Origin of the sequence: Pontivivens nitratireducens, from assembly GCF_011290545.1 — a bacterium.
GTDB lineage: Bacteria > Pseudomonadota > Alphaproteobacteria > Rhodobacterales > Rhodobacteraceae > Pontivivens > Pontivivens nitratireducens.
On record NZ_CP049811.1, the window covers coordinates 1372999 to 1392980 of the forward strand.

The following is a 19982-nucleotide window of genomic DNA, read 5'->3' on the forward strand; positions in this document are numbered from 1 at the left end:
ATGGTTCGACCGCTTTGCCCGCTCAAGGCATATTGCAGCATATCCGGGGCCAGTTTCAACCGCCTCAGTCGAGGTGAGAATCTTAATTGACACTATATCAATAAATACTGTATGCCCGTTTAACCCAAGGAGGACAGAGTGCAGAATCAAACCGTAAAGCCGTTGGCAGGATTGCGCGGCGCCCAGTGGAACGAAGCTCAATTACCGGCTGACATGCGCGCAAGCGTACATTCGTTGACCACCGTGGACGGGGCCAATCTCAACGGTTTTCTGTACTCGCGCGGGGGTGAAAAGGCCGTGTGCTGCCTGATGCACCCGCGGGAGATTCTGGCCAGTCATTATCTCGTGCCGGAACTGCTGCGCGCGGGGGCCGCCGTGTGGGTTCAAGGGTCGCGCAGTGCGGGCAACGACCTGCGTCTTGAGCATGAGCTGGCTGTGCTCGACGTGGATGCGGGCACTTCATTCCTCAAGAACGCGGGCTTCGAACAGATCGTGTTGGTGGGAAATTCCGGTGGTGGCGGGCTTTACGCCTATTACGCTGAGCAGGCATCGCTCGACCCGGAGGCACGGGAGAAGCGCACGCCAGGCGGGCGGCCGGTCAAGCTGGCGCAGGCCCCGTTGGCCCGGCCCGATCTGATGATCTTCGTCGCGCCGCATCCGGGGCAGGGCATCTTGCTGATGAACTCCGTCGACCCGTCGGTGACCGACGAACGCGACCCCCTGTCGATGGATCAGTCCCTGTTTCCGTTCGCATCCGAAAATGGCTTTGATCCCAAAGGAGCGACATACGCCCCCGATTTCGTGACCCGCTATCGCGCCGCGCAAAGGGCACGGACCGCCCGGATTGATGTCGCCGCAAAGGACATGATCCGCTCACGCATGCTTGCACGAAAATTGAGTGATCCGTCCATGCAGGAAAAGCTGATTGCGGGCTGGCAGCAGATATTCGAAGTCCCGCGCACCGATGCGGACCTGCGGAACTGGGACCTCTCCCTGGACCCTACGGATCGCAAGATCGGCTCGCTGTGGGGCAACGATCCGTTCAAGACAAACATGAACGGCGTCGGCTTTGGCCGGGTGTGTACGCCGGAAAGCTGGCTTTCGACGTGGTCAGGGCTGACCTCCCGCGCCTCGATCGTGCGGTGCGCACCTGCGATCGACCAGCCGACACTCGTTATCCGCTACACAGCCGATGCCTGCGTTTTCCCCGCCGATCTGGAGGAGATCTGGCAAGCTCTCGGAACGAGCGACAAGGAAATCGCTGTCATTCGCGGCACCCATCACGGGCAACCGCTGGAGCCGGGAGAGCCGAGCGGCCAGGCCCTGGCGGGTGAGGCGATACGTGATTTCCTGGCGGGGCGGTTGACGACCTGAACAAAAAAACTCTGGGAGGAGAGGTCATGAAATACGAACCAAATGAGCGGCTTGCCGGTGTCGTCTATCCGGATCCAGCCGATGTGCAAAGTTGGCATGAGGCCGGTGCACTCAGGGATGAGACGTTGGCCGAAGGATTCCGGTCCGCCGCCAGGAAACACGCGACCCGTGATGCGATCCTGTGGGTTGGCGGAAAGATGACCTACGCGCAACTGGATGAGGCAAGTGACCGGGTGGCGGCGGGGCTTCTGGATCTGGGGCTGGCGCCGCTGGATCGGGTGATCTTTCAGCTATCCAATACGCCTGAAACCCTGATCGCCTACATTGCCTGCTGGAAGGCGGGCATCATTCCGATCTGCACATTGTCCGCACATCGGGAGATGGAGATTGGCTATCTGGCCAAATTCGGTGGGGCCAAGGCGCACTTTATCGAATCCGACACGCCCAAGTTCGACTTTCACGCATTTGCACAGAAAATGCAGGGCGAGGTTGAAAACCTGCGCCTGATCATCTCCACTCGCGGCACAGCCGGGAAGGGCGCTGTTGATCTGGCCGATTTGCAGGCAAAGCGTGAGGGCGTGGCAGAGGCATTGGCCAAGGTGCCGCGCGATCCCATGCAAGTTGGCGCGTTCCAACTGTCCGGCGGGACAACAGGCGTGCCCAAGATCATTCCCCGGCTCAATTCGGAATACGCGTATAATATGCGCTCAGTTTTCGCGTTCAAAGGCTGGTCATCCGAGGATCGCATCTTTGTGCCGATGCCATTCGCGCACAACCTGAACATGGGATGCGGCTGGGGATCCATGATTTTGTCAGGTGGTGCGGTGATTGCCACGCCGCAGGTCGATCCAGCCTCGATCCGTGCCGTGCATAATACCCTGCGCCCCACGGTGATGGGTGCGGCCAAGCCGATCGTGATGCGGATGAAATCCGAAGTCCTCGAAGGTCAGATAGATATCAGCAGCCTGAAGGAGATCTTCTCGACCGATGCGGCCGAAACTGTAACGAAAACCATGGGTGTTCCGGGCCACCAGATCTTCGGCATGACCGAGGGCACGTGCATGTTCACCCGTGAGGGGGACAGTGAGGCGATACGCTACAACACCTGCGGGCAGCCAATATCGGAATTCGATGAGGTTCGGATACTCAAACCCGGTACGGAAACCGATGTCCCGGACGGTGAAATCGGTGAGATGGTAACTCGCGGCCCTTACACGATCCGCGGCTATTACAATGCCGAGGAGCGCAATGCCGAAGCATTCACATCCGACGGCTTCTACCGCTCCGGCGATCTGATGCGCAGGATCCGGGAGGACGGGAAGGCATATTATTCGTTCGAGGGCAGGATTAAGGATGTCGTGGACCGCGCGAACGAAAAGGTGAACTGCGAGGAAGTCGAACGCGCCGTAATGGCTCATCCCGCGTTCACGGATGTCGCTGTGGTCGGCATGCCTTGTCCGACGCATGGGGAGCGGATTTGCCTGTTTGCCGTGGCACCGGAGGGCACCGCTCTGCCGAGCGTCAAGGAACTGGGTGCGTTCCTCAAGGATGCAGGCCTCGCAATTTTCAAATGGCCCGAGCGGATCGAACGCATTGATGCGCTGCCGCTGACCAAGGTGGGCAAACTGGACAAGGCACCATTGCGCACACTCATCGCGGAAATGGTGCACCGTGAAGCAGCTGGCGAGACGATGGCGGAATGACCGATTTTTCACCGGTTAAAATTGAGGGAGTCTCGATATGAAGATCAATGTCCTAGGCGGTGGGCCAGCGGGTCTGTACCTCGCCTATCTTGCACGCAAACGTATTCCGGGCTGCGAGGTGCATGTGCATGAACGCAACGCCGCCGACGCTACCTTTGGCTTTGGCGTGGTTCTCGCGGGTCGCGGAATGGCCAAACTGGAAGCGGCCGATGTCGAGAGTTTCGAGCGTATCAAGGCGATCAGCAGGATGCTCGGCCATCAGCGCATCATTCTGGACGGCGAGGCGATCGAGATTGAGGGCGCAGAATATGGCGGCGCGGTCGAGCGTCTGAAACTGTTGAACGTACTGCAAACGCTTTGCGAGGAGCAGGGCGTCAGGATCAGCTATCACGATGATGTCACGGATCCGACCCTGCTGGAGGAAGCCGATCTGGTTGTTGGCGCTGACGGCGCAAACTCCACCCTGCGAAATGCGTATAACGAAGAGTTTGGCACCTATAGTTCGAGCCTGACCAACGCATTCTCATGGTATGGGGCGGAATGTGATGGCAATGGACCGACCTTAAGTTTTCGGACCGCAGGAAAGGGCGCCTTCTGTGCCCATTACTATCCCTACACGGATACGATGTGCACATTCGTAATGGAATGCGACATAGCCGCCTGGCAAAGCTGCGGTTTCGAAGAGAAATCCGATGATGAGCGGCAGGCCTTTTGCGAAGAACTGTTCCAAGAGGATCTGGGCGGTCGTAAGCTGATTTCAAACAATTCGGTCTGGCGGAATTTCGAGCCTGTGGGCAACCGCAACTGGGTGCATGGCCACCGGGTGCTGATCGGTGACGCGGTGCGGCGTGCGCATTTCTCGATCGGGTCTGGCACCCGGATCGCGATGGAGGATTCCATCGCACTGGTCGATGCAATCGCGGAATGTCAGGATATTCCTTCGGCGCTGGAAACCTACGTCGCGCGGCGCAAGCCGAAGGCCGACAATCTGCTTTCTGCCGCTCGGGAAAGCTACACCTGGTACGAGGACATGGCAAAGCGCATGGAAGGTAAGCCTGTGCACGATTTCGCTCTCGATTACCTGACGCGCACCTCCAACATGGACGTGGCGCGGGCGACGGTGGAATATCCCGGTTTCATGGCGCAGCTTGATTGCGCAAAGGCTGCATCATGACGATGCCAGCCGCCTTTTACGATGCGACGGATGCTGTCGTGTCCGACGCGCCTTTGGTGATCCGTCGGGTTGTGCGCTGGGGCGAATGCGATCCTGCGGGCATCGTGTATACGCCCCGGTTCCTCGACTATTGCGTCACGGCCTATGAGGCGTTTCTGGGACAGATGCTGGGCGGCCCCCTGCATGCGACAAAGCACAGCATGGGCGTCGATTTCCCGGTTCGCGGCGCGGAACTTGATTTTCGATCCCCGCTGCCGCTGGACGCAGTATTTACCATGGAGGTCAGGGTCGGAGCCATTCGCAGCCGGACGTTCGATCTGCACATCACCGCGCGTCATGTCGTTGAGGAGGGTAAGCGCGAAGGCCCCATCGCGTTCCTCGCGCGGCTGACCCCAGTGTTGGTGGACCCCGAAACGCGTGCTGCCGTGGCGCTGCCTGAAAAACTCAAAGAGCGCGTAGAAGAATACGCCGCGCGCCACCCCCATCAGGAGAAACAGCCATGAAAGCCACGTATCGCATCGGACAGATCGTCCCAAGCTCGAACGTCACGATGGAAACCGAGATTCCTGCCATGCTGCGGGCGCGTGAGGCGATCAGGCCTGAACGGTTTACCTTTCATTCCAGCCGGATGCGGATGAAGAAAGTCACCGCCGAGGAGCTATCCGCAATGGATGCGGACAGTCTGCGGTGCGCCCGTGAACTGGCGGATGCCGAGGTGGACGTGATGGGCTATGCCTGTCTGGTCGCCATCATGGCGCAGAGCCTGGGTTATCACCGGATTTCGCGCAAGAACCTCGAAGGAGTTGTCGCGGATGAGGGCAAGGACATTCCCGTGGTCTCCTCTGCCGGTGCCCTGGTCGAAGGGCTGCACGAAATGGGGGCAAAGCGGGTCAGTCTGCTGATGCCCTACATGAAACCGCTGGCGGCGAAGGTAACAGATTACATCGCCAGCGAGGGATTCGAAGTTCACGACAGCCTCGCGCTGGAGATCGCCGACAACCTGGAGGTCGGAGCACGTGATCCGATGGCCTTGATCGAAGACGTCAAACGGCTCGATACCAAGGGCGTCGATGTCGTGGTGCTGTCGGCCTGTGTGCAGATGCCGTCGCTCGCGGCGCTGACCCCGGTGGAGCAGCAGTTGGGCCTGCCCGTCACGTCAGCTGCCGCCTGCACGGTCCGCGCGATGCTCAAGTCAATGAACCTTGAGCCGGTGACGCAAGGCGCCGGCACCATTCTGGAAGAGAAATTTGCGCCCGCTGCCTGACAGTTGACGCACAATAACGGGGCCGGACGTACCGGCACTCGAACGGGAGGAGACCCAAAATGAAACAACAGATAACCACTTTGCTGGCGACCTGCGTAATTACGGTATCGGCGTTTGCCGCATCTGCGGAAACCTCGGTTCGGATGCTCAAGACTTGGGATGACCGCTATGCCGGCTCAAGCGCGATTTGTGACCGCTATGCCGAGATGCTGGAAGAAGCATCCGGCGGCGAAATCAGTGTTCAGATGTTTGGACCCGAAACGATCCCGCCGCTCGACCAGCTTGAGCCTGTCCAGAACGGACTGTTTCAGGTGCTCTGCACCTATCCCGGCTTCCACACCGGGGCGATCACATTGCTGACTGGCCTCGAAAGTATCCGTCCCGAAGCTGAGGCCTTTCGTGACAGCGGTGCGCGCGATGTGATCGACGAAGCCTACGGTGCGCTCGGCGTTCAGACCCTGTCTGTTCCATTGGCGCATGGTTACTGGATCTACCTCAACCGTGATCTTTCGGATCAGGGCGATCTGACTGGCCTGCAAGTCCGCGCCTTGCCGCCGCAACATCCCTATGTCGCATCGCTGGGCGGAACGCCGGTCGTTCTGCCACCGGCGGAGATGTTCAGCGCGTTGGAGCGTGGGGTGGTTGAAGGGGCGTATTTCCCTGCCGCCGGTGCGACCGGCTACGGCTTTGCCGAAGTGACGAAACTCTACTTCGACACCAAGACCACTTCGCCGCACATCATCCTCGCCAACCAATCGTTCTGGGACGGTCTGGATGATGCAACGCGTGAAGTGTTCGAGTCTCAGGCAATAGTTTTGGAGGATGAGACTCCAGGCGTCTACGATCGTCTCAATGCGGAGGAAGCGGAGAAGATGGCTGCCGCCGGAATGGAGTTGATCGAGCTGAGTGACGAGGCTGCCGGACGCCTTGCAGCCGCAGTCGTCAGTGGATCCTGGGCCTTTGCCGGCTCGCGCAATCCCGACGAAGCCGCGCGTATGCGTGAAGCGGTCGAAAATGCCGGATTGTTGCGCGAGTAATACGCGCACCCCAGCCACTTCCGGTACGCTGGAAGTGGCGAATCCCCAGTCATTGGAGCTACCGTCATGCTGCGATCCCTAGGCCTGTTTCACGATCATCTGAGCGAACTGGGCCTATGGCTGGGCATGATGGCGCTTGCCGCGCTTGCCACGCTCTCATTCGCGGGAACGATGTCGCGCTATTTGCTGTCGACACCGCTTGGCTGGGTGCCTGACTGGACGGGATACACCCTCGCGGCCTCCATATTCATCACCGCACCGGCTGTCACCAAACACGGACAACACGTGGCGATGGATTTCATAGCCGCCGCCGCGACATCTCGAACGGTGGTTCGGTTTCTGACCGGAATCGCTGCCGCAATGACTTTCATCGTTCTGGCGACGATGACATGGATCGTGACTGACAGCCTGCTGGCCGCCTTCCGCTCAGGCACCGGAACGGCTGCGGGATACCCGATCCCCCGCTGGTGGCTGTTGTCGTTCATCACCTACGGGTTCGGGTCGTCAGCTGTTCACTTTCTTCGGACTGCGCTCACGGCCTTTCTGGGCAAAGAGAAATTTAGTGACCTTCACATAAGCAGGGAAGCCAACTGATGCCCATCGCAATCGGTTTCGGCGCATTGGCGCTATTGTTCATCATTGGCGTCCCGGTCTTCGCCGCCTTTTTCGGCTTCAACATCATCGCCGCGCTGGGCCTGATGGGGCCGCAAGGATTGTCGATCTTTGCCGCCAGCATTCTGGATACGTCGATGACGTCGGAACTGGTTACAGTGCCGCTCTTCATTCTGCTGGGGGAGCTGCTGTTCCGCTCAGGCTGTATAACCATCCTGTTCGATGCGGTTGACGACATCGTAGGGCGCATCCGCGGGCGTCAATATGTCATCGTCGTGCTGATCTCCGTCCTGTTGGGGGCGCTGTCCGGATCTGCCGTCGCGGTTGCCGCAATGCTGGGCAAGACGGTCATGTCCGAGGCGATGGAGCGTGGCGGGGACAAACGCCTGCTCGCGGGCCTGGTCCTGGGCGGGGCGTGCCTTGCGCCGATCATCCCGCCAAGTTTTCTCATCGTTCTGATCGGCATGCTCTCGGGCACTTCGATCTCGGCCTTGCTGGCAGCCGGTGTGCTGCCCGGGCTGGTGGCAGGTCTGTTGTTTTTTGCCTATGTGCAATTTCTGCTGTGGCGCGATCCGTCCCGTGACATGACGTCCAGCCCGGGCAAACTGCGCGGACCGATGTGGAAGGCCGTGATATCGTTGCTTCCATTCTCGATCGTCATTTTCGCGGTGCTGGGGTTGATCCTGTTGGGCATCGCCACGCCGAACGAGGCGGCAGCCTGCGGGGTGTTCGGTGCGCTGGCGGTTGCCGCGATCTATGGCAAGTTGTCAGTGCGGATGATCCTGAACTCGCTCAAGGGGGCCATCCTCATGTCGGCAATGATTTTGCTGATCATGGCCGCCTCAAAGGTTCTGACACAGCTTCTGGCATTTTCGGGGCTGACGCGCGATCTGGTGGCGTTCCTGACCGCGCTGGATATGCCGACGGTAATGGTTCTGATCCTACTTATGATCATCCCTTTCGTGTTGTGCATGTTTCTGGACCAGATCGCGCTGCTGCTGATCCTGATTCCGATCTACACGCCGTTGCTGGATACCTTCGGTTTCGATCCACTGGTGTTCTGGACACTTTTCCTGCTGAACCTGACGCTGGGCGCGATCACGCCGCCATTTGGCTACGCCTTGTTTGCGCTGGGTTCGGCAAGCCCGCGTGAGGTCAGTCTGCGCGACATCTACGGGGCGTCGTGGCCCTTTATCGGTCTGATCCTGCTGACACTCGTGCTCGTCTGGGCTGTTCCTGGGCTGGCGACATGGCTGCCTTCGCAGCTATGACCTCTCGGCGGCGAAGCGGTCGAGCAGTGCCTCAAGCCCCAACCTGAACGCTTCGTCCGCGCGAATATCCGCGAAGTCGTTCAGCGCGTAGCCCAGCCCTGGAAAGCTGTCTGCGTCGCTGGTAGCGGCGCGTTCTTTCAGGAACGTTCCGTGCTCCGCCGGCTCCAGCCGTCGGTTGTCGCTATTGGCCGAGGCGAGGCAGTGCAGCGCCAGCGTGTGATAATAAAGGGCGGTTTGATGGGCGGTAAATCCCGCCTCCCTGAACAAGGTGAAAACGTGGTCCAGAAACAGGGCGCCGTAATCCCGCTCCCCTTCCTTGACCTTTTGAAAGACACGATATTTCGCGCGCGTCTGAATATGCTCGGCAGCACCTCTGTGCTCTCTCCAGCTTTCCAGCAGAATCCAGCCGGCGCTGGAAATTCTGTCGCGCCATGATCCATCGGAGATCTCGGCAACCATCCTGTTCAGCAAACCCTTGTAGAAGCGGTTCAGAATGGCGGAGTTCAGGTCATCCTTGGTGCCGATGTGATAGTGCAGCGATCCGGGCACCACGCCCAGCGACTTGGCCAGCTGAACAAACGAGATGGAGGACAATGGGGTGGTCCGGGCCTCGGCATAGGCAAGATCAATGATCGCCTCGCGCGTGACTATTCCGTTGTCATCATCCCCTGTGGAACGGGGGCGTCCCCGGCTGCGGCGCTTGGATTTCACTTGCTCAGTCATGGCGGTACCGATGGCATGAATGTTCTTTCCGGGCCAGAGAAAATAGTTATTGATAGTATCTCAATAAAACGCTACATGTTCAAGAATGAAATCGGGAGGATGCGAACATGAGCGAAAAACTTGGCAAACGCGAAGATGCCTCATCGGCGGTGACCTTCAACAGCGCGATGGGCATCGCGTCGAGCGATGTATCCGCAATGAAGAAGGTCGATGGGCCGGACTCTCTCACGCTTTCGGGTGTCGATCACACCGCGCGACCGACGTGGAAGCTGAATGAGACAGTCGAGTTCTATCGCGATGTGCTGGGCCTGCCGCTGGTCCACGCGATCAGCGCCCGTGGCTGGGGCCCTCCCGGTCACCACGATTTCCTGCACTTCTTTTTCGATGCGGGAAAAGACGCGACCATCGCATTTTTCTACTATATCGGCAGCGAGCAGCCGGAACGTTATATCCCTGAGGAACATCATTTCTACTTCGCCACCCACACCGCCTGGGCTGTCGATACGGAGGAAGAACTGATTGCGTGGAAGGAAGCCCTAACCGAACGGGGGGTGAAGGTGTCCCCCTACACCAAGCATGAGATCCTTGAATCGATCTATTTCCTCGATCCCAACGGCTATCCTGTCGAGATCACGCGCCGTCTGCGCGAAACCGAAAAGATCGACGAAGTTGACGCGATGCTAACCCTCAAGGCTGCCATGGAAGTGGAGCGCGAAGCCCGTGACGAAGGGCAACTGCTTGCCGACATCGACACAGTCTGGCGTCGCAAGGCCGCCTATGTCCGCGCGTATCAGGAGTCCGACACATGATCGCGGTATTCGTACTGGATGTGCCGGAGTTTCGCCCGATGGTGGAAACGACACGCGATGTCGAGGGGGTCAAGATCAGTGGGCCAACCAAGGGCTACTGGACAATCGAAGCCCCCACCCAGCTCTCTTTCAGCCGCAAGGCCATGAAGATGAAGCCAGCCGTATGGTATGGTATCTTCACCGGCGGTCTGGATGGCGAGATTGCGGATTGGGGTCGAGATGAGGTTCGATTGGTGGGAACCAACAAACCTCTTTAACCCGCACAATTGCGAAAGGAATAATCCAATGTCCATATGTCGCAAGAAGAACCATGACGAGAAGCTCGTCGTGCAAATGATGGAAACCTCCGGGATCGACATTGAGGCCGAACTGGTTGGTCACGCGAACGGCGCCAGCAGAATGCGAACTGCGATGCTGCGCTGTGGACGTTGTTTGAACGCCGACGACTGTCAGGGATGGCTCGCTGAAAATGCAGGCTCACATGTCGGGTCCCCGCCGGACTACTGCCTCAACAAGGACCTTATCAGAACCGTTCGGGAAGGCTGACCGCCCGCCGAGTTCGCAGCTAAGGCGGTAGCGCTCTTAGTTATCCGCTGTGATATGCAAGCTGATCGCGCGGGACCTGCTCTAATTCGTGGGCCCGTTCGAGCACCTCCGATTTGCACCGAGTCTCGCCCGAGTCGTCCAGCTCGGCTGGAGATATTTGCGCGCCGTGACGGACAGTTTCGCCTAGTCTTAAAGACTGTCCCTGGACCACGCGGGACACCTTCATTCCCCGAACCAGAAAGAGATGAGAATAATCTCCTTTGTTCTGCCGCGACCGTTTTACTGCCAGCTGATTCCAAGGCATAGCACACGGCAGTTGCGCGACATCCCGGCGTTTCCGGAGGAGGGTACATATGCGGGCATGGCACCATTTCTATCCGGCGCTGCCGGCGTTTCACGGGCTGGAACAGTTGCGAGCCGGAATCGGCGCGCTCCTCGGGATCGGGCTGTGCGTCCTGGGCGTGCACCTCGGCGTGTCGTTCGGAGTATCCGGACTTTACATGATTGCCCCCCTGGGTGCGACGGCAGTGTTGGTGTTCTGCGTTCCGAACTCACCTCTTGCGCAGCCATGGTCGGCCATCGTCGGCAACGTGACAGCCGCACTCGCCGCGCTTGTGACGGTTCAGATCATCCCCGCGCCATTCTCGACCGCCGTGGCCGTTGGTGTGGCGATCACGGCGATGATGTTCGTCCGGGCGCTGCACCCGCCGGGCGGGGCCGTGGCGCTGCTGGCCGCCCTCGATCCCGCACCTGCGTTGGAGGCGGGGCCGCTCTTCGCGCTGATGCCGGTCGGCCTGACCACGACGGGGCTGGTCCTGGTCGCCATTGTCTACAACAGAGCAACGGGGCGCGTTTATCCGTTCCGTCAGTCCGCCAGTGATACCACGGGCGATTCTGCGCTGCGGCTGGGGCTGTCGAGCGAGCAGTTGCGCGCATTGCTCGATCGTTTCAATCAATCCACGAACCTTGGTGTCGCTGATCTGGGCCGGTTGTTCGCCGCAGCCGAGGCGGAAGCGGCCCGTCATCGGTTCGAGGGAACGACCTGTGCGGATGTCATGACCAGCGATCTGGTCACAGTGGGCCCCGATACGCCGCTGTCCGAAGCATCGCGTTTGTTCCGCCGTCACGCCATCAAGAGCCTGCCGGTCGTGGATGGGTACATGACGTTGCGAGGCATCGTTCTTCAGGCGGATTTGCTGAACGCGGTGGCGTCGAAGTCGCGCCTTCTGCGCCGTGGTGTGTCGAGCGTCATGCGCCCCGCCGGGGGGACCGCGCCGCATGACCTGCCCGTTGGCGTCTTGCTCAATCGGTTGGCCACGCAGGGCAGTGAAGTGGTTCCCGTGATCCGCGAGGGGCGGCTTGTAGGCATTCTTACCCGCTCCGACATCATGCGCCTTCTGCTGCGCGGAGGTGAGGAGCGGAGCGGCGCATAACCTGCCCGGCGGTCGGGACAGGGCCGGTCGGGGGCCGAAAGGTCCAATACGATATCAGGTTTCGACGACCGTCTGCTCGATCGCACCGAAGATCGAGTGCCCCTGTTCGTCTTTCATATCCATCCGCACGACATCGTCCTCACCCAGCCAAGGAGTGTACGCCGTGCCCTCTGCGATGGTTTCGATCATGCGCAATTCCGCTATGCAGGAATATCCGGCGCCGCCCTCTCCCACAGTGGTCATGGGGCCGTCGTCGAGCTTGTTGGAGACCGTGCCCGAACCGATGATCGTACCGGCCACCAGATGCCGGGTCTTGGCGGCATGGGCGATCAATTCACCGAAATCGAACGTCATGTCGTCGCCTGAACGAACGCGCCCGAACGGAACGCCGTTCAGATCGACCTCCAGAATGCCGGTCAGCTTTCCCTCGGCCCAGCCTATCAGGGCATCGGGCGTAACTGCGACGGGGGAACAGGCGCTGGCGGGTTTCGATTGCACGAACCCGAATCCTTTCGTCAATTCAGGCTGGATCAGGCTGCGCAGTGAGATGTCGTTGAGCAAAATGACCAGCGCGACCAGATCGCGCGCAGTCTCTGCATCGGTTCCCATCGGAACGTCGTCCGTGATGACGGCGATCTCCCCCTCGAAATCGGTGCCCCAATCGGAATGCGACGCGATTGCACCACGTGGCGGCAGAAAGCCGCTGGCGGTTCCTTGATACATCAGCGGATCCGTGTGGAAGGAGGGCGGCATCTGCGCGCCGCGTGCTTTCCGCACCAACTCCACATGATTGATATAGGCGGACCCGTCGAGGAACTCGTAAGCCCGGGGAAGGGGGGAGAGGGCGTTGCGCTCATGAAACCGCTCGATGGGAACGGAGCCGCTTTCAAGCGCGCGGGCAAGCGCGGCCAGTTCTGGCCTCAATCTGGACCAATCGTCTAATGCGGCCTGCAAGGTGGGCGCGATGCGACGTGCATCGGTGCAGCGTGTCAGGTCGTTCGAAACGACGACCAGTCGGCCATCGCGGCTGTCGTCGTCCAGAGTGGCAAGTTTCATCGGTACGCCTTTCCGCTGTGATGAGCTCAGCCTAGCCGAGCAAACTGGTGGCGTCGATTGCTGTTAGCGGACCTTGCGTCGCCAGCCCACGTCACCCAGGACGCTCCAGTAAGATGATGACAGTCGCATGGCCGCCCCGTGGCCCCGTTCGATCATCAAACGGTGCAGCTTTGGCAGATTTCGGGCGGGAAGGTGCATCACCAGATGATGTTCCAGATGGTAGTTGACCCAGTAGGGCGCGACAAACAGCCGCCACAACGGCCCGGCCGCAGTGGTGCGGACGTTTTGCAGGGGATTCTCGGAATGCTCGACGGCTCCATGCTCCGCAATGTTGCGGATCCGCAGGACGAGCTGGAACCACGTCAGCAGGGGCAACAGCCAGAACGCCAGCCCCCACCACCAGTCCCCGATCAGACCGAAGGCGATGATGATCACGGCGTTGACCCCAAGTGACGTGCCGAAATCGAGCCCCTTGAACGCCTGCGCCATCTTTTCCTTCGCCTCGGCTTCCTCGACCGCGTCGTGATCGCCGGCCATGCGGAACCACAGCACGATCTGGCCGACCAGCTGCTTGACGCCGGTTTGTCCGGTAAGATCGCGCAGGAACTTTCGAATGAGGCTGGCGCGGGTGGTCGGAAAGGGAAGTGACAGCGCCAGATCGGGATCGCGCTCTGTCTGGGTATAGCGGTGGTGGGCCAGGTGATAGTGCCTGTATGCTGGCATATCGGCTAGGATCGGATGGCCGCACAGCCAGATACCGGCAAACTCGTTGAGCCGCCTGCTCTTGAACAAGGCGGAATGCGCCGCTTCATGCATCAAAATGGCGAGGCCCAACTGGCGTGAGCCGATCAGCATAACGGCCAGTATGAACGTCAGAGGATTCGGCCAGATGCCAAAAAGCGCCAGCGCGCCGAAGATGATGCCCCAGCAGTGGAGCAGCATCCACGCACCCATCCAATCCGAACGCTTCGAAAGCGCGCGGATGTCCTCAGAAGACAGAAACTGTTTCGCGTATTGCATGACCGATCCTCCCGCTTTCGATCTTCATGCTGAATGCGGATTGAGTCAAAGACGACGCGGCGCCACTTTTGTCGGCCAAAACACGACAGGCCCGCCGAAGCGGACCTGAAGGACGTATTTTCGTATTGTTCGCTTAGCTCAGATCAGGTCGGGCGTTTGCGGAACCAGATGTGATTGCTGACGCCAACGTCCGGCTGCGTGTCGGATGCCAGATTGGCCTTTGCCATCTCCCATCCGAATTTCAGCGAAGAATCGGTGGAGGCCCAGATCGCAGCATCCTCCAGATCGAGGCGCAACAGCGCCAGATCGGGATCTGTCTTGCCGCCCTCGAACCATGCGCCCACAATTGGCGACCAGTACTCATCCTTCTTTTCCGGATCGTTGGAGATTGTCAGATTGCCCTTCATGCAGGCGTAATAATCGTGATCCTTCGCAACATAGGTATAGTGCGCGATCGCACCGGGTTTGAGCGTTTTCACCAGATCGCTGCTCTTGCTGGTAAAGAAATACAGCGCCTTCTCATCCGGGGCCGACATGTGCACCATCGGCTGCATGTGCTGGCCGGAACCGGACACGCCCAGCATCCCGGCGGTGTGCCCGTCTAACTGCTCCCAGAGTTGGGCTTCAGGTTCGGTGCTCGCCTGTCTCGTATCGCTCATATCAAAGATCCTTGTCGAAATTGTCCGGTCGGCTCCAAGAGAGCATCTTCTCAATCTCGTCAATCGGGTGTTTTGTCAGATCCTTGTCCAGCTCCGCAACGATCCGCTCGGTGACGCTTTGATGCAATTCCTTGCGCAGTTCGCCCAAGGTGGAGGGGTCAGCGGCCAGGACCAGCGCCTCAAACTTGTTGGCATGTGCCCGCTTGTAGAGGATCTCGGCCAAGTCCTTGGCAAACCGATCCTTGGCAAGCTGATGCCAGTCGGTATCATCCACGGCGGAGCGTTGGGGGCCGGTTCCGTCGTTGAACCGTCCGGGCCGGTTCGCGGCCTGCTCACGGTTCGGCGGATTGTCCTGCTCCTCCTCACGGAACACGTGCAGATTGGGATATTCCGCGTCGCCCTTGTTGACCATGAACAGGGCCTTTTCACCGTCTGCGATCACGACCCAGGTTTGGGGCTTGAGTTGAAGATCCTTCATTCGTCGTCCTCCTGCTCATCCGATTTCGTGACGCGGGTGACACCGGCGGGGCGCTCCTGCGCGCGCTTCAATTCGTCCTTGGTGCCGATCTTGCGGGCGAGGCGTCCGCCCTCGCGGCCACCCTGACTGATCGTGCCTTCGGCGCCCATTTCCGTTTCAAGCTCACGCCGGCGTTCACGTTCGCCTTTGCTTTCAGGTGCTTCGGGGGGTGTTTTCTCAGCCATGGCTACCTCCAATGAATTATATCTCAATGAAGAATAAACACGGGGGACCGCTGCAGGGTTCCGTCCTGCGGCGACTTGCGACGGTCCTGATGCCAGGAACCGGTCCATGTGAAACAGGCCCCGACATGAATGCGGGGCCTGTCACAAATCAGATATGGTCACGGATCAGATATGGTCACAAATCAGATATGGCCGCGATCAGTCCGCGGTGCGTTCGGGGTCTCTCGGCACCGCGTCGAGGTGCCCTGTTGCGGATGGCGGTATCGGTCGTTCCATGCGGTCGGACGCGGGCTGGGGGGAGCGCACGGATCGAGGTTCGATCCGCTGTGCCGATCCCGCCCGCCCGCTTTCGGTGGTTTCACGGCTAAAGATCAGCAGCGTGACGTCAACCTCATCATGACGGCGCAACAAGCCGGTGCGCATCTCCAGCTCGATCCGTTCTGCCCGGACGAAGGACCAGCCGCCCCTGGATTCCTCGTTGAGGATCTCGGTCATCGTCCGGCTCGCACGATCTACGGGATTTTTCAGGCCCTTGAACTTGCGCGGCTCGGCCGGCAGTGGAACCGTCTTGTATTCCATATCGCCCATCAGTCGTCCTCCAACCCCAGTTTGGCCCGCACGATGGCCTGTACGGCCTGCGGGTTTGCCTTTCCGCCGGTGGATTTCATGACCTGACCGACGAACCATCCTGCAAGTTTAGGATTCGCCTTGGCCTTTTCCACCTGTGCCGGGTTTGCCGCGATGACCTCATCCACGGCGGATTCGATGGCGCCGGTATCCGTGACCTGTTTCATGCCGCGCGATTCGACGATCTCGGCGGGGTCGCCGCCCTCGTTCCAGACGATTTCGAACACGTCCTTGGCGATCTTGCCCGAGATATCGCCATTCGCGATCATGTCGATGATGCCGCCAAGCTGCGTGGCTCCGACCGGGCTGTCCGACAGGGACAGGCCTTCCTTGTTGAGGCGGCCGAACAACTCGTTGATGACCCAGTTCGCGGCCATCTTTCCGTCGCGCCTATCGGCCACCGCTTCGAAATAATCGGCGCTCTCGACCTCCGCCGTCAGGACACTGGCATCGTATTCCGTCATGCCGAAGGACAGGACGAAGCGGGCGCGCTTCTCATCCGGCAATTCGGGTTGAGCGGCGGCGATGTCGTCCACCAGTTTTTGCGTCACGACCAGCGGCAGCAGGTCGGGGTCGGGGAAGTAGCGGTAATCGTGCGCCTCCTCCTTGGACCGCATCGAGCGTGTCTCACCCTTGGTCGGATCGTAGAGGCGGGTTTCCTGATCGATGGAGCCGCCATCCTCCAGAATCGCGATCTGGCGCTTGGCTTCGAAATCAATGGCCTGCTGAATGAAACGCATGGAGTTCATGTTCTTCAACTCGCAGCGCGTTCCCAGATGGCTGAAATCCTGCGTCTCCTGATATTTCTCGTACTGGCCCGGACGACAGACGGAGACGTTGACATCCGCGCGCATGTTTCCGTTCTGCATGTTGCCGTCGCAGGTTCCCAGATAGCGAAGGATCTGGCGCAGTTTGCGCACGTATTCGGCTGCTTCCTCGGGTCCGCGAATGTCGGGCTTGGACACGATCTCCATCAGGGCGACGCCTGTGCGGTTCAGATCGACGAAGGACATCGTCGGATCCATGTCGTGGATCGACTTGCCCGCATCCTGTTCCAGATGGATCCGCTCCACCCGCACCTTGCGCCCGACACCCGGCGCCATATCGACCAGAATTTCGCCCTCACCCACGATGGGGTGGTATAGCTGGCTGATCTGATAGCCCTGCGGCAGATCGGGATAGAAGTAGTTCTTGCGGTCGAAGGCGCTTTCCAGATTGATCTGCGCCTTCAGCCCCAGCCCGGTACGGATGGCCTGTTCGATGCAGAACTGGTTGATGACCGGCAACATGCCGGGCAGACCCGCATCCACCAGCGCCACGTTGGAGTTCGGCTCCGCCCCGAAGGAGGTAGAGGCGCCGGAAAACAGCTTGGCCTTGGACGCGACCTGGGCGTGAACCTCCAGCCCGATGACCAGTTCCCAATCGCCGGTGGCCCCGGCATAGACCTTTGGTTTCGGCTCAGTATAGCTCAGTTCGCTCATCTCAAGGCTCTCCGCGTCTCGCAGTGTCGTGGCGGTTCTACGCCGCGCTGGCCAGAGCGGCAAGAGCGCCGCTTGACCCTTAGCCGCCGCCCTTGACGATCCGCCACAGATGCGCCGCACCGTCGGCCCCGGCGTCATGCAGCACGTGGCCTTGCTCGGCACAAAAATGGGGCATGTCCACGACCGCAGCTGGATCGTCGGTCCTGACATGCAGGACCTCCCCGACTTGCAGGGACCGAAGTCGCTTTCTGGTGCGCAGAACGGGCAGGGGGCACAACAGGCCGGTGGCGTCGAGTCTCTGTTCCATACGGTCAGTTAGCGCGGTGTCGTGCCGACCGGCAAACGGTTTCGTGACGGCGCATCCCTTGTGCGGAGGAAAAAAATCAGGCTAGGGATGCTGGAAGTATAGGAGTGCCGGAATGTTCGGACTGGAAATCCTGGATGCCTCGATGGGGGGCGCTCTGGTCATCGCGTTGATCGCTGGTCTGATGAGCTTTCTCAGCCCGTGCGTGTTGCCGATCGTGCCGCCATACCTGGCCTACATGGCCGGGGCCTCGATGGATGATTTGACGAGCGACACGTCCGCACGGCCCCGGCGCAACGTCATACTGGCGGCCCTGTTTTTCGTTCTGGGCCTGTCTACCGTCTTTCTGATCATGGGGGCGGCCGCATCGCAGATCGGGCGCGCTCTGCTGGTCTATCAGCGCGAATTCGCAATGGTCGCCGGGGCGGTCGTCACGGTGTTCGGCTTGCACTTCCTGGGCGTGTTCCGGATCGGCCTTTTGTACCGAGAGGCGCGGCTGGATGTCGGGGACCGTGGGGGCAGCGCGGTGGGGGCATATGTGCTTGGTCTTGCCTTTGCCTTCGGTTGGACACCGTGCATCGGGCCGATTCTGGGCTCGATCCTCAGCCTTGCCGCGCAGGAGGCCAGTGTCGGGCGCGGAATCGCGTTGATGGCGCTATACGCTGCCGGGCTGGGCATACCGTTTCTGGCAGCGGCGATTTTCCTGCGGCGTTTCATGGGCGCGATGCAGCGCATACGCCCGTATATGGGCATGATCGAGAAGGCGATGGGCGTGCTGCTGATCGTGGTCGGCGTGATGATGCTGACCGGCGCGTTCACGGATCTGTCCTTCTGGCTGCTGGAACGGTTCCCTGTTCTCGCGACCTTCGGGTAAATCTGCCTCGACGGGCCGGGGCGCACTGTGTTTGTGCTCAATGAGCGTCCGGGCTTTCCAAGTACATCGAGACGGCGTTATCTGATCCCATGACCCAGACAACCGCCCCACCTGAGCAGAATGTCCGCAGGCGGGCGGTTTTCTTCATTCCCGGCTTCGATCCGATCGGTGCGCGGCGATATCGTGAGCTGTACCGCAGTCAGGGCGCGGAGCAGGCCGGAATATCGGGCTACGACCTGCATGTGGATGGTAAACCTCGCGGGGACGGAGTGTACGGCTGGACAGCCGAGTTGCGCGACGGTGGGGTGGAAAGTCAGGCGGATATCCGCTTTCTGGGTTGGAATGATCTGGTGCGCGATGCGATGAGCGACAGCGCCTTGCAGGCCTATTGGCAGATGCTGCGCACTGCCGGAATATACATCTTCTCCGGCGCCTTGTTTCGTCTGATCCGGCTGCGGACGGTGCCGATGGTTATCGCGCTCTATCCGATCTTCATGCTGGTCCTGTATTTCAATCTGGCATTCTGGCTGGGGACGGCGGCCAGCCGGCTCAGCCCGCCGGGGATTGATTTCGTGGTCGGGATGGCGGTGTTTCTGACGATCATACGCCTGACCCGATCCTACGATCAAAAGAACCTCTATGCCTTTTACCTGATGAGCGATTATGCCTTCGCGGCCCGGGCGCGCGGTCGGATGCCGGAACCGCTTTCCCGCCGGGTCGAGGAATGGACCGATCTGATCGCGCAGCGGGTCGGCACCGTCGATGAAGTGCTGATCGTGGGCCATTCCTCGGGCGCGGCGCTGGCGGTGCATGTGGTCGCGCGATTGCAGCGGCGCGGCGTGGGGGCCGTCAGCCTTCTTACCCTGGGGCAAGTCATTCCGATGGTCAGCTTTCTGCCGACCGCCGGGGATCTACGGCGTGATTTGCGTACTGTGGCGGGCGCGTCCGATGTTTACTGGCTCGACGTGACGGCACCGTCGGACGGAGCGTGCTTCGCTCTGGTCGATCCCGTCGCAACGGCCGGTGTCGCACGGGAGGCTGACCCGAACCCCGTCGTGATCTCCGCAACCTTTCTGCGCACGATGTCGGAGGAGCAGATCAAGGCTTACAAGCGCCGCTATTTTCGCAAACACGTCCAGTATCTGTGCGCGTTCGGCAGGCCGGATGTATACGACTATTTCCGCATCACTGCCGGGGCAATGACCCTGCGGGCCCGGTTCGGTTCACGCGGATCAACTGCCAGCCGAAAGACCGCGCCCGTCAGTGGGCATACGGGCGTCGATCCATGCCCGTGATCCCGCCGATACCGCCCA

At 60.2% G+C, this 19982-nt stretch carries 23 protein-coding genes; 14 read left to right on the forward strand and 9 right to left on the reverse strand.

Features of this window, described 5'->3' with window-relative positions:
* The first annotated feature begins 138 nt into the window (after window positions 1-138).
* From G8E03_RS06660 to G8E03_RS06695, 8 genes are all read left to right on the forward strand, one after another.
* A complete protein-coding gene (locus G8E03_RS06660; RefSeq protein WP_205793290.1) occupies window positions 139-1374 on the forward strand; it encodes an alpha/beta hydrolase in 1236 nt (411 codons plus the stop codon).
* Between the two features lie 26 nt (window positions 1375-1400).
* Window positions 1401-3077: an AMP-binding protein gene (locus G8E03_RS06665; RefSeq protein ID WP_166190000.1), complete on the forward strand. Its 1677-nt coding sequence runs from the start codon at window positions 1401-1403 to the stop codon at window positions 3075-3077.
* A 37-nt stretch (window positions 3078-3114) separates the two neighbouring features.
* Window positions 3115-4251: an FAD-dependent monooxygenase gene (locus G8E03_RS06670; protein ID WP_166190002.1), complete on the forward strand. Its 1137-nt coding sequence runs from the start codon at window positions 3115-3117 to the stop codon at window positions 4249-4251.
* Window positions 4248-4754 (forward strand): acyl-CoA thioesterase, encoded by a 507-nt coding sequence (locus G8E03_RS06675; protein ID WP_166190004.1) that lies wholly within the window; start codon window positions 4248-4250, stop codon window positions 4752-4754. The genes G8E03_RS06670 and G8E03_RS06675 overlap by 4 nt, the downstream gene beginning before the upstream one ends.
* On the forward strand, window positions 4751-5515 hold the full coding sequence (locus G8E03_RS06680) for a maleate cis-trans isomerase family protein (RefSeq protein ID WP_166190006.1): 765 nt from the start codon (window positions 4751-4753) through the stop codon (window positions 5513-5515). Before G8E03_RS06675 ends, G8E03_RS06680 begins: the two co-directional genes overlap by 4 nt.
* 59 nt (window positions 5516-5574) lie before the next feature.
* The gene (gene dctP / locus G8E03_RS06685) at window positions 5575-6552 is read left to right on the forward strand and encodes a TRAP transporter substrate-binding protein DctP (protein ID WP_166190008.1); all 978 of its coding nucleotides are present in this window, start codon (window positions 5575-5577) and stop codon (window positions 6550-6552) included.
* Between the two features lie 66 nt (window positions 6553-6618).
* A complete protein-coding gene (locus G8E03_RS06690; protein ID WP_166190010.1) occupies window positions 6619-7146 on the forward strand; it encodes a TRAP transporter small permease in 528 nt (175 codons plus the stop codon).
* The gene (locus G8E03_RS06695; protein WP_166190012.1) at window positions 7146-8435 is read left to right on the forward strand and encodes a TRAP transporter large permease; all 1290 of its coding nucleotides are present in this window, start codon (window positions 7146-7148) and stop codon (window positions 8433-8435) included. Before G8E03_RS06690 ends, G8E03_RS06695 begins: the two co-directional genes overlap by 1 nt.
* Here G8E03_RS06695 and G8E03_RS06700 read toward each other — a convergent pair.
* The gene (locus G8E03_RS06700) at window positions 8430-9158 is read right to left on the reverse strand and encodes a TetR/AcrR family transcriptional regulator (RefSeq protein ID WP_166190014.1); all 729 of its coding nucleotides are present in this window, start codon (window positions 9156-9158) and stop codon (window positions 8430-8432) included. The genes G8E03_RS06695 and G8E03_RS06700 overlap by 6 nt on opposite strands.
* A 107-nt stretch (window positions 9159-9265) precedes the next feature.
* On the opposite strand from G8E03_RS06700, the gene G8E03_RS17305 reads away from it, so the two are divergent.
* From G8E03_RS17305 to G8E03_RS06710, 4 genes are all read left to right on the forward strand, one after another.
* The gene (locus G8E03_RS17305; protein ID WP_205793292.1) at window positions 9266-9967 is read left to right on the forward strand and encodes a VOC family protein; all 702 of its coding nucleotides are present in this window, start codon (window positions 9266-9268) and stop codon (window positions 9965-9967) included.
* The gene (locus G8E03_RS17310) at window positions 9964-10224 is read left to right on the forward strand and encodes a hypothetical protein (RefSeq protein WP_205793294.1); all 261 of its coding nucleotides are present in this window, start codon (window positions 9964-9966) and stop codon (window positions 10222-10224) included. Before G8E03_RS17305 ends, G8E03_RS17310 begins: the two co-directional genes overlap by 4 nt.
* A 79-nt stretch (window positions 10225-10303) precedes the next feature.
* Window positions 10304-10513: a DUF6455 family protein gene (locus G8E03_RS17690; protein ID WP_430693242.1), complete on the forward strand. Its 210-nt coding sequence runs from the start codon at window positions 10304-10306 to the stop codon at window positions 10511-10513.
* 353 nt (window positions 10514-10866) lie between these two features.
* Window positions 10867-11946 carry an HPP family protein gene (locus tag G8E03_RS06710; RefSeq protein ID WP_166190016.1) on the forward strand — a complete coding sequence of 360 codons (1080 nt, stop codon included), beginning with the start codon at window positions 10867-10869 and terminating at the stop codon, window positions 11944-11946.
* Window positions 11947-12000: 54 nt separating this feature from the next.
* Here G8E03_RS06710 and G8E03_RS06715 read toward each other — a convergent pair whose 3' ends face one another.
* From G8E03_RS06715 to G8E03_RS06750, 8 genes are all read right to left on the reverse strand, one after another.
* The gene (locus G8E03_RS06715; RefSeq protein WP_166190018.1) at window positions 12001-13002 is read right to left on the reverse strand and encodes a fumarylacetoacetate hydrolase family protein; all 1002 of its coding nucleotides are present in this window, start codon (window positions 13000-13002) and stop codon (window positions 12001-12003) included.
* 63 nt (window positions 13003-13065) lie between these two features.
* Window positions 13066-14022 carry a fatty acid desaturase family protein gene (locus G8E03_RS06720; RefSeq protein WP_166190021.1) on the reverse strand — a complete coding sequence of 319 codons (957 nt, stop codon included), beginning with the start codon at window positions 14020-14022 and terminating at the stop codon, window positions 13066-13068.
* A 143-nt stretch (window positions 14023-14165) separates the two neighbouring features.
* Window positions 14166-14681: a pyridoxamine 5'-phosphate oxidase family protein gene (locus G8E03_RS06725; RefSeq protein WP_166190023.1), complete on the reverse strand. Its 516-nt coding sequence runs from the start codon at window positions 14679-14681 to the stop codon at window positions 14166-14168.
* A gap of 1 nt (window position 14682) precedes the next feature.
* The gene (locus tag G8E03_RS06730; protein ID WP_166190024.1) at window positions 14683-15159 is read right to left on the reverse strand and encodes a host attachment family protein; all 477 of its coding nucleotides are present in this window, start codon (window positions 15157-15159) and stop codon (window positions 14683-14685) included.
* Entirely contained in the window at window positions 15156-15383 is a 228-nt protein-coding gene (locus G8E03_RS06735) for a hypothetical protein (RefSeq protein ID WP_166190026.1), read from the reverse strand. Before G8E03_RS06735 ends, G8E03_RS06730 begins: the two co-directional genes overlap by 4 nt.
* Before the next feature lie 198 nt (window positions 15384-15581).
* Window positions 15582-15971, reverse strand: a complete 390-nt coding sequence (locus G8E03_RS06740) for a DUF4177 domain-containing protein (RefSeq protein ID WP_166190028.1) — start codon at window positions 15969-15971, stop codon at window positions 15582-15584.
* Window positions 15971-17491: an Asp-tRNA(Asn)/Glu-tRNA(Gln) amidotransferase subunit GatB gene (gene gatB / locus G8E03_RS06745; RefSeq protein ID WP_166190030.1), complete on the reverse strand. Its 1521-nt coding sequence runs from the start codon at window positions 17489-17491 to the stop codon at window positions 15971-15973. Before gatB ends, G8E03_RS06740 begins: the two co-directional genes overlap by 1 nt.
* 79 nt (window positions 17492-17570) lie before the next feature.
* Window positions 17571-17798 carry a sulfurtransferase TusA family protein gene (locus tag G8E03_RS06750; protein WP_166190032.1) on the reverse strand — a complete coding sequence of 76 codons (228 nt, stop codon included), beginning with the start codon at window positions 17796-17798 and terminating at the stop codon, window positions 17571-17573.
* Window positions 17799-17910: 112 nt separating this feature from the next.
* Between G8E03_RS06750 and G8E03_RS06755 the strand changes: the two genes are divergently transcribed.
* Window positions 17911-18669, forward strand: a complete 759-nt coding sequence (locus G8E03_RS06755) for a cytochrome c biogenesis CcdA family protein (RefSeq protein WP_166190034.1) — start codon at window positions 17911-17913, stop codon at window positions 18667-18669.
* Between the two features lie 89 nt (window positions 18670-18758).
* Window positions 18759-19964: an alpha/beta hydrolase family protein gene (locus tag G8E03_RS06760; RefSeq protein WP_166190036.1), complete on the forward strand. Its 1206-nt coding sequence runs from the start codon at window positions 18759-18761 to the stop codon at window positions 19962-19964.
* Window positions 19965-19982: the final 18 nt, after the last annotated feature.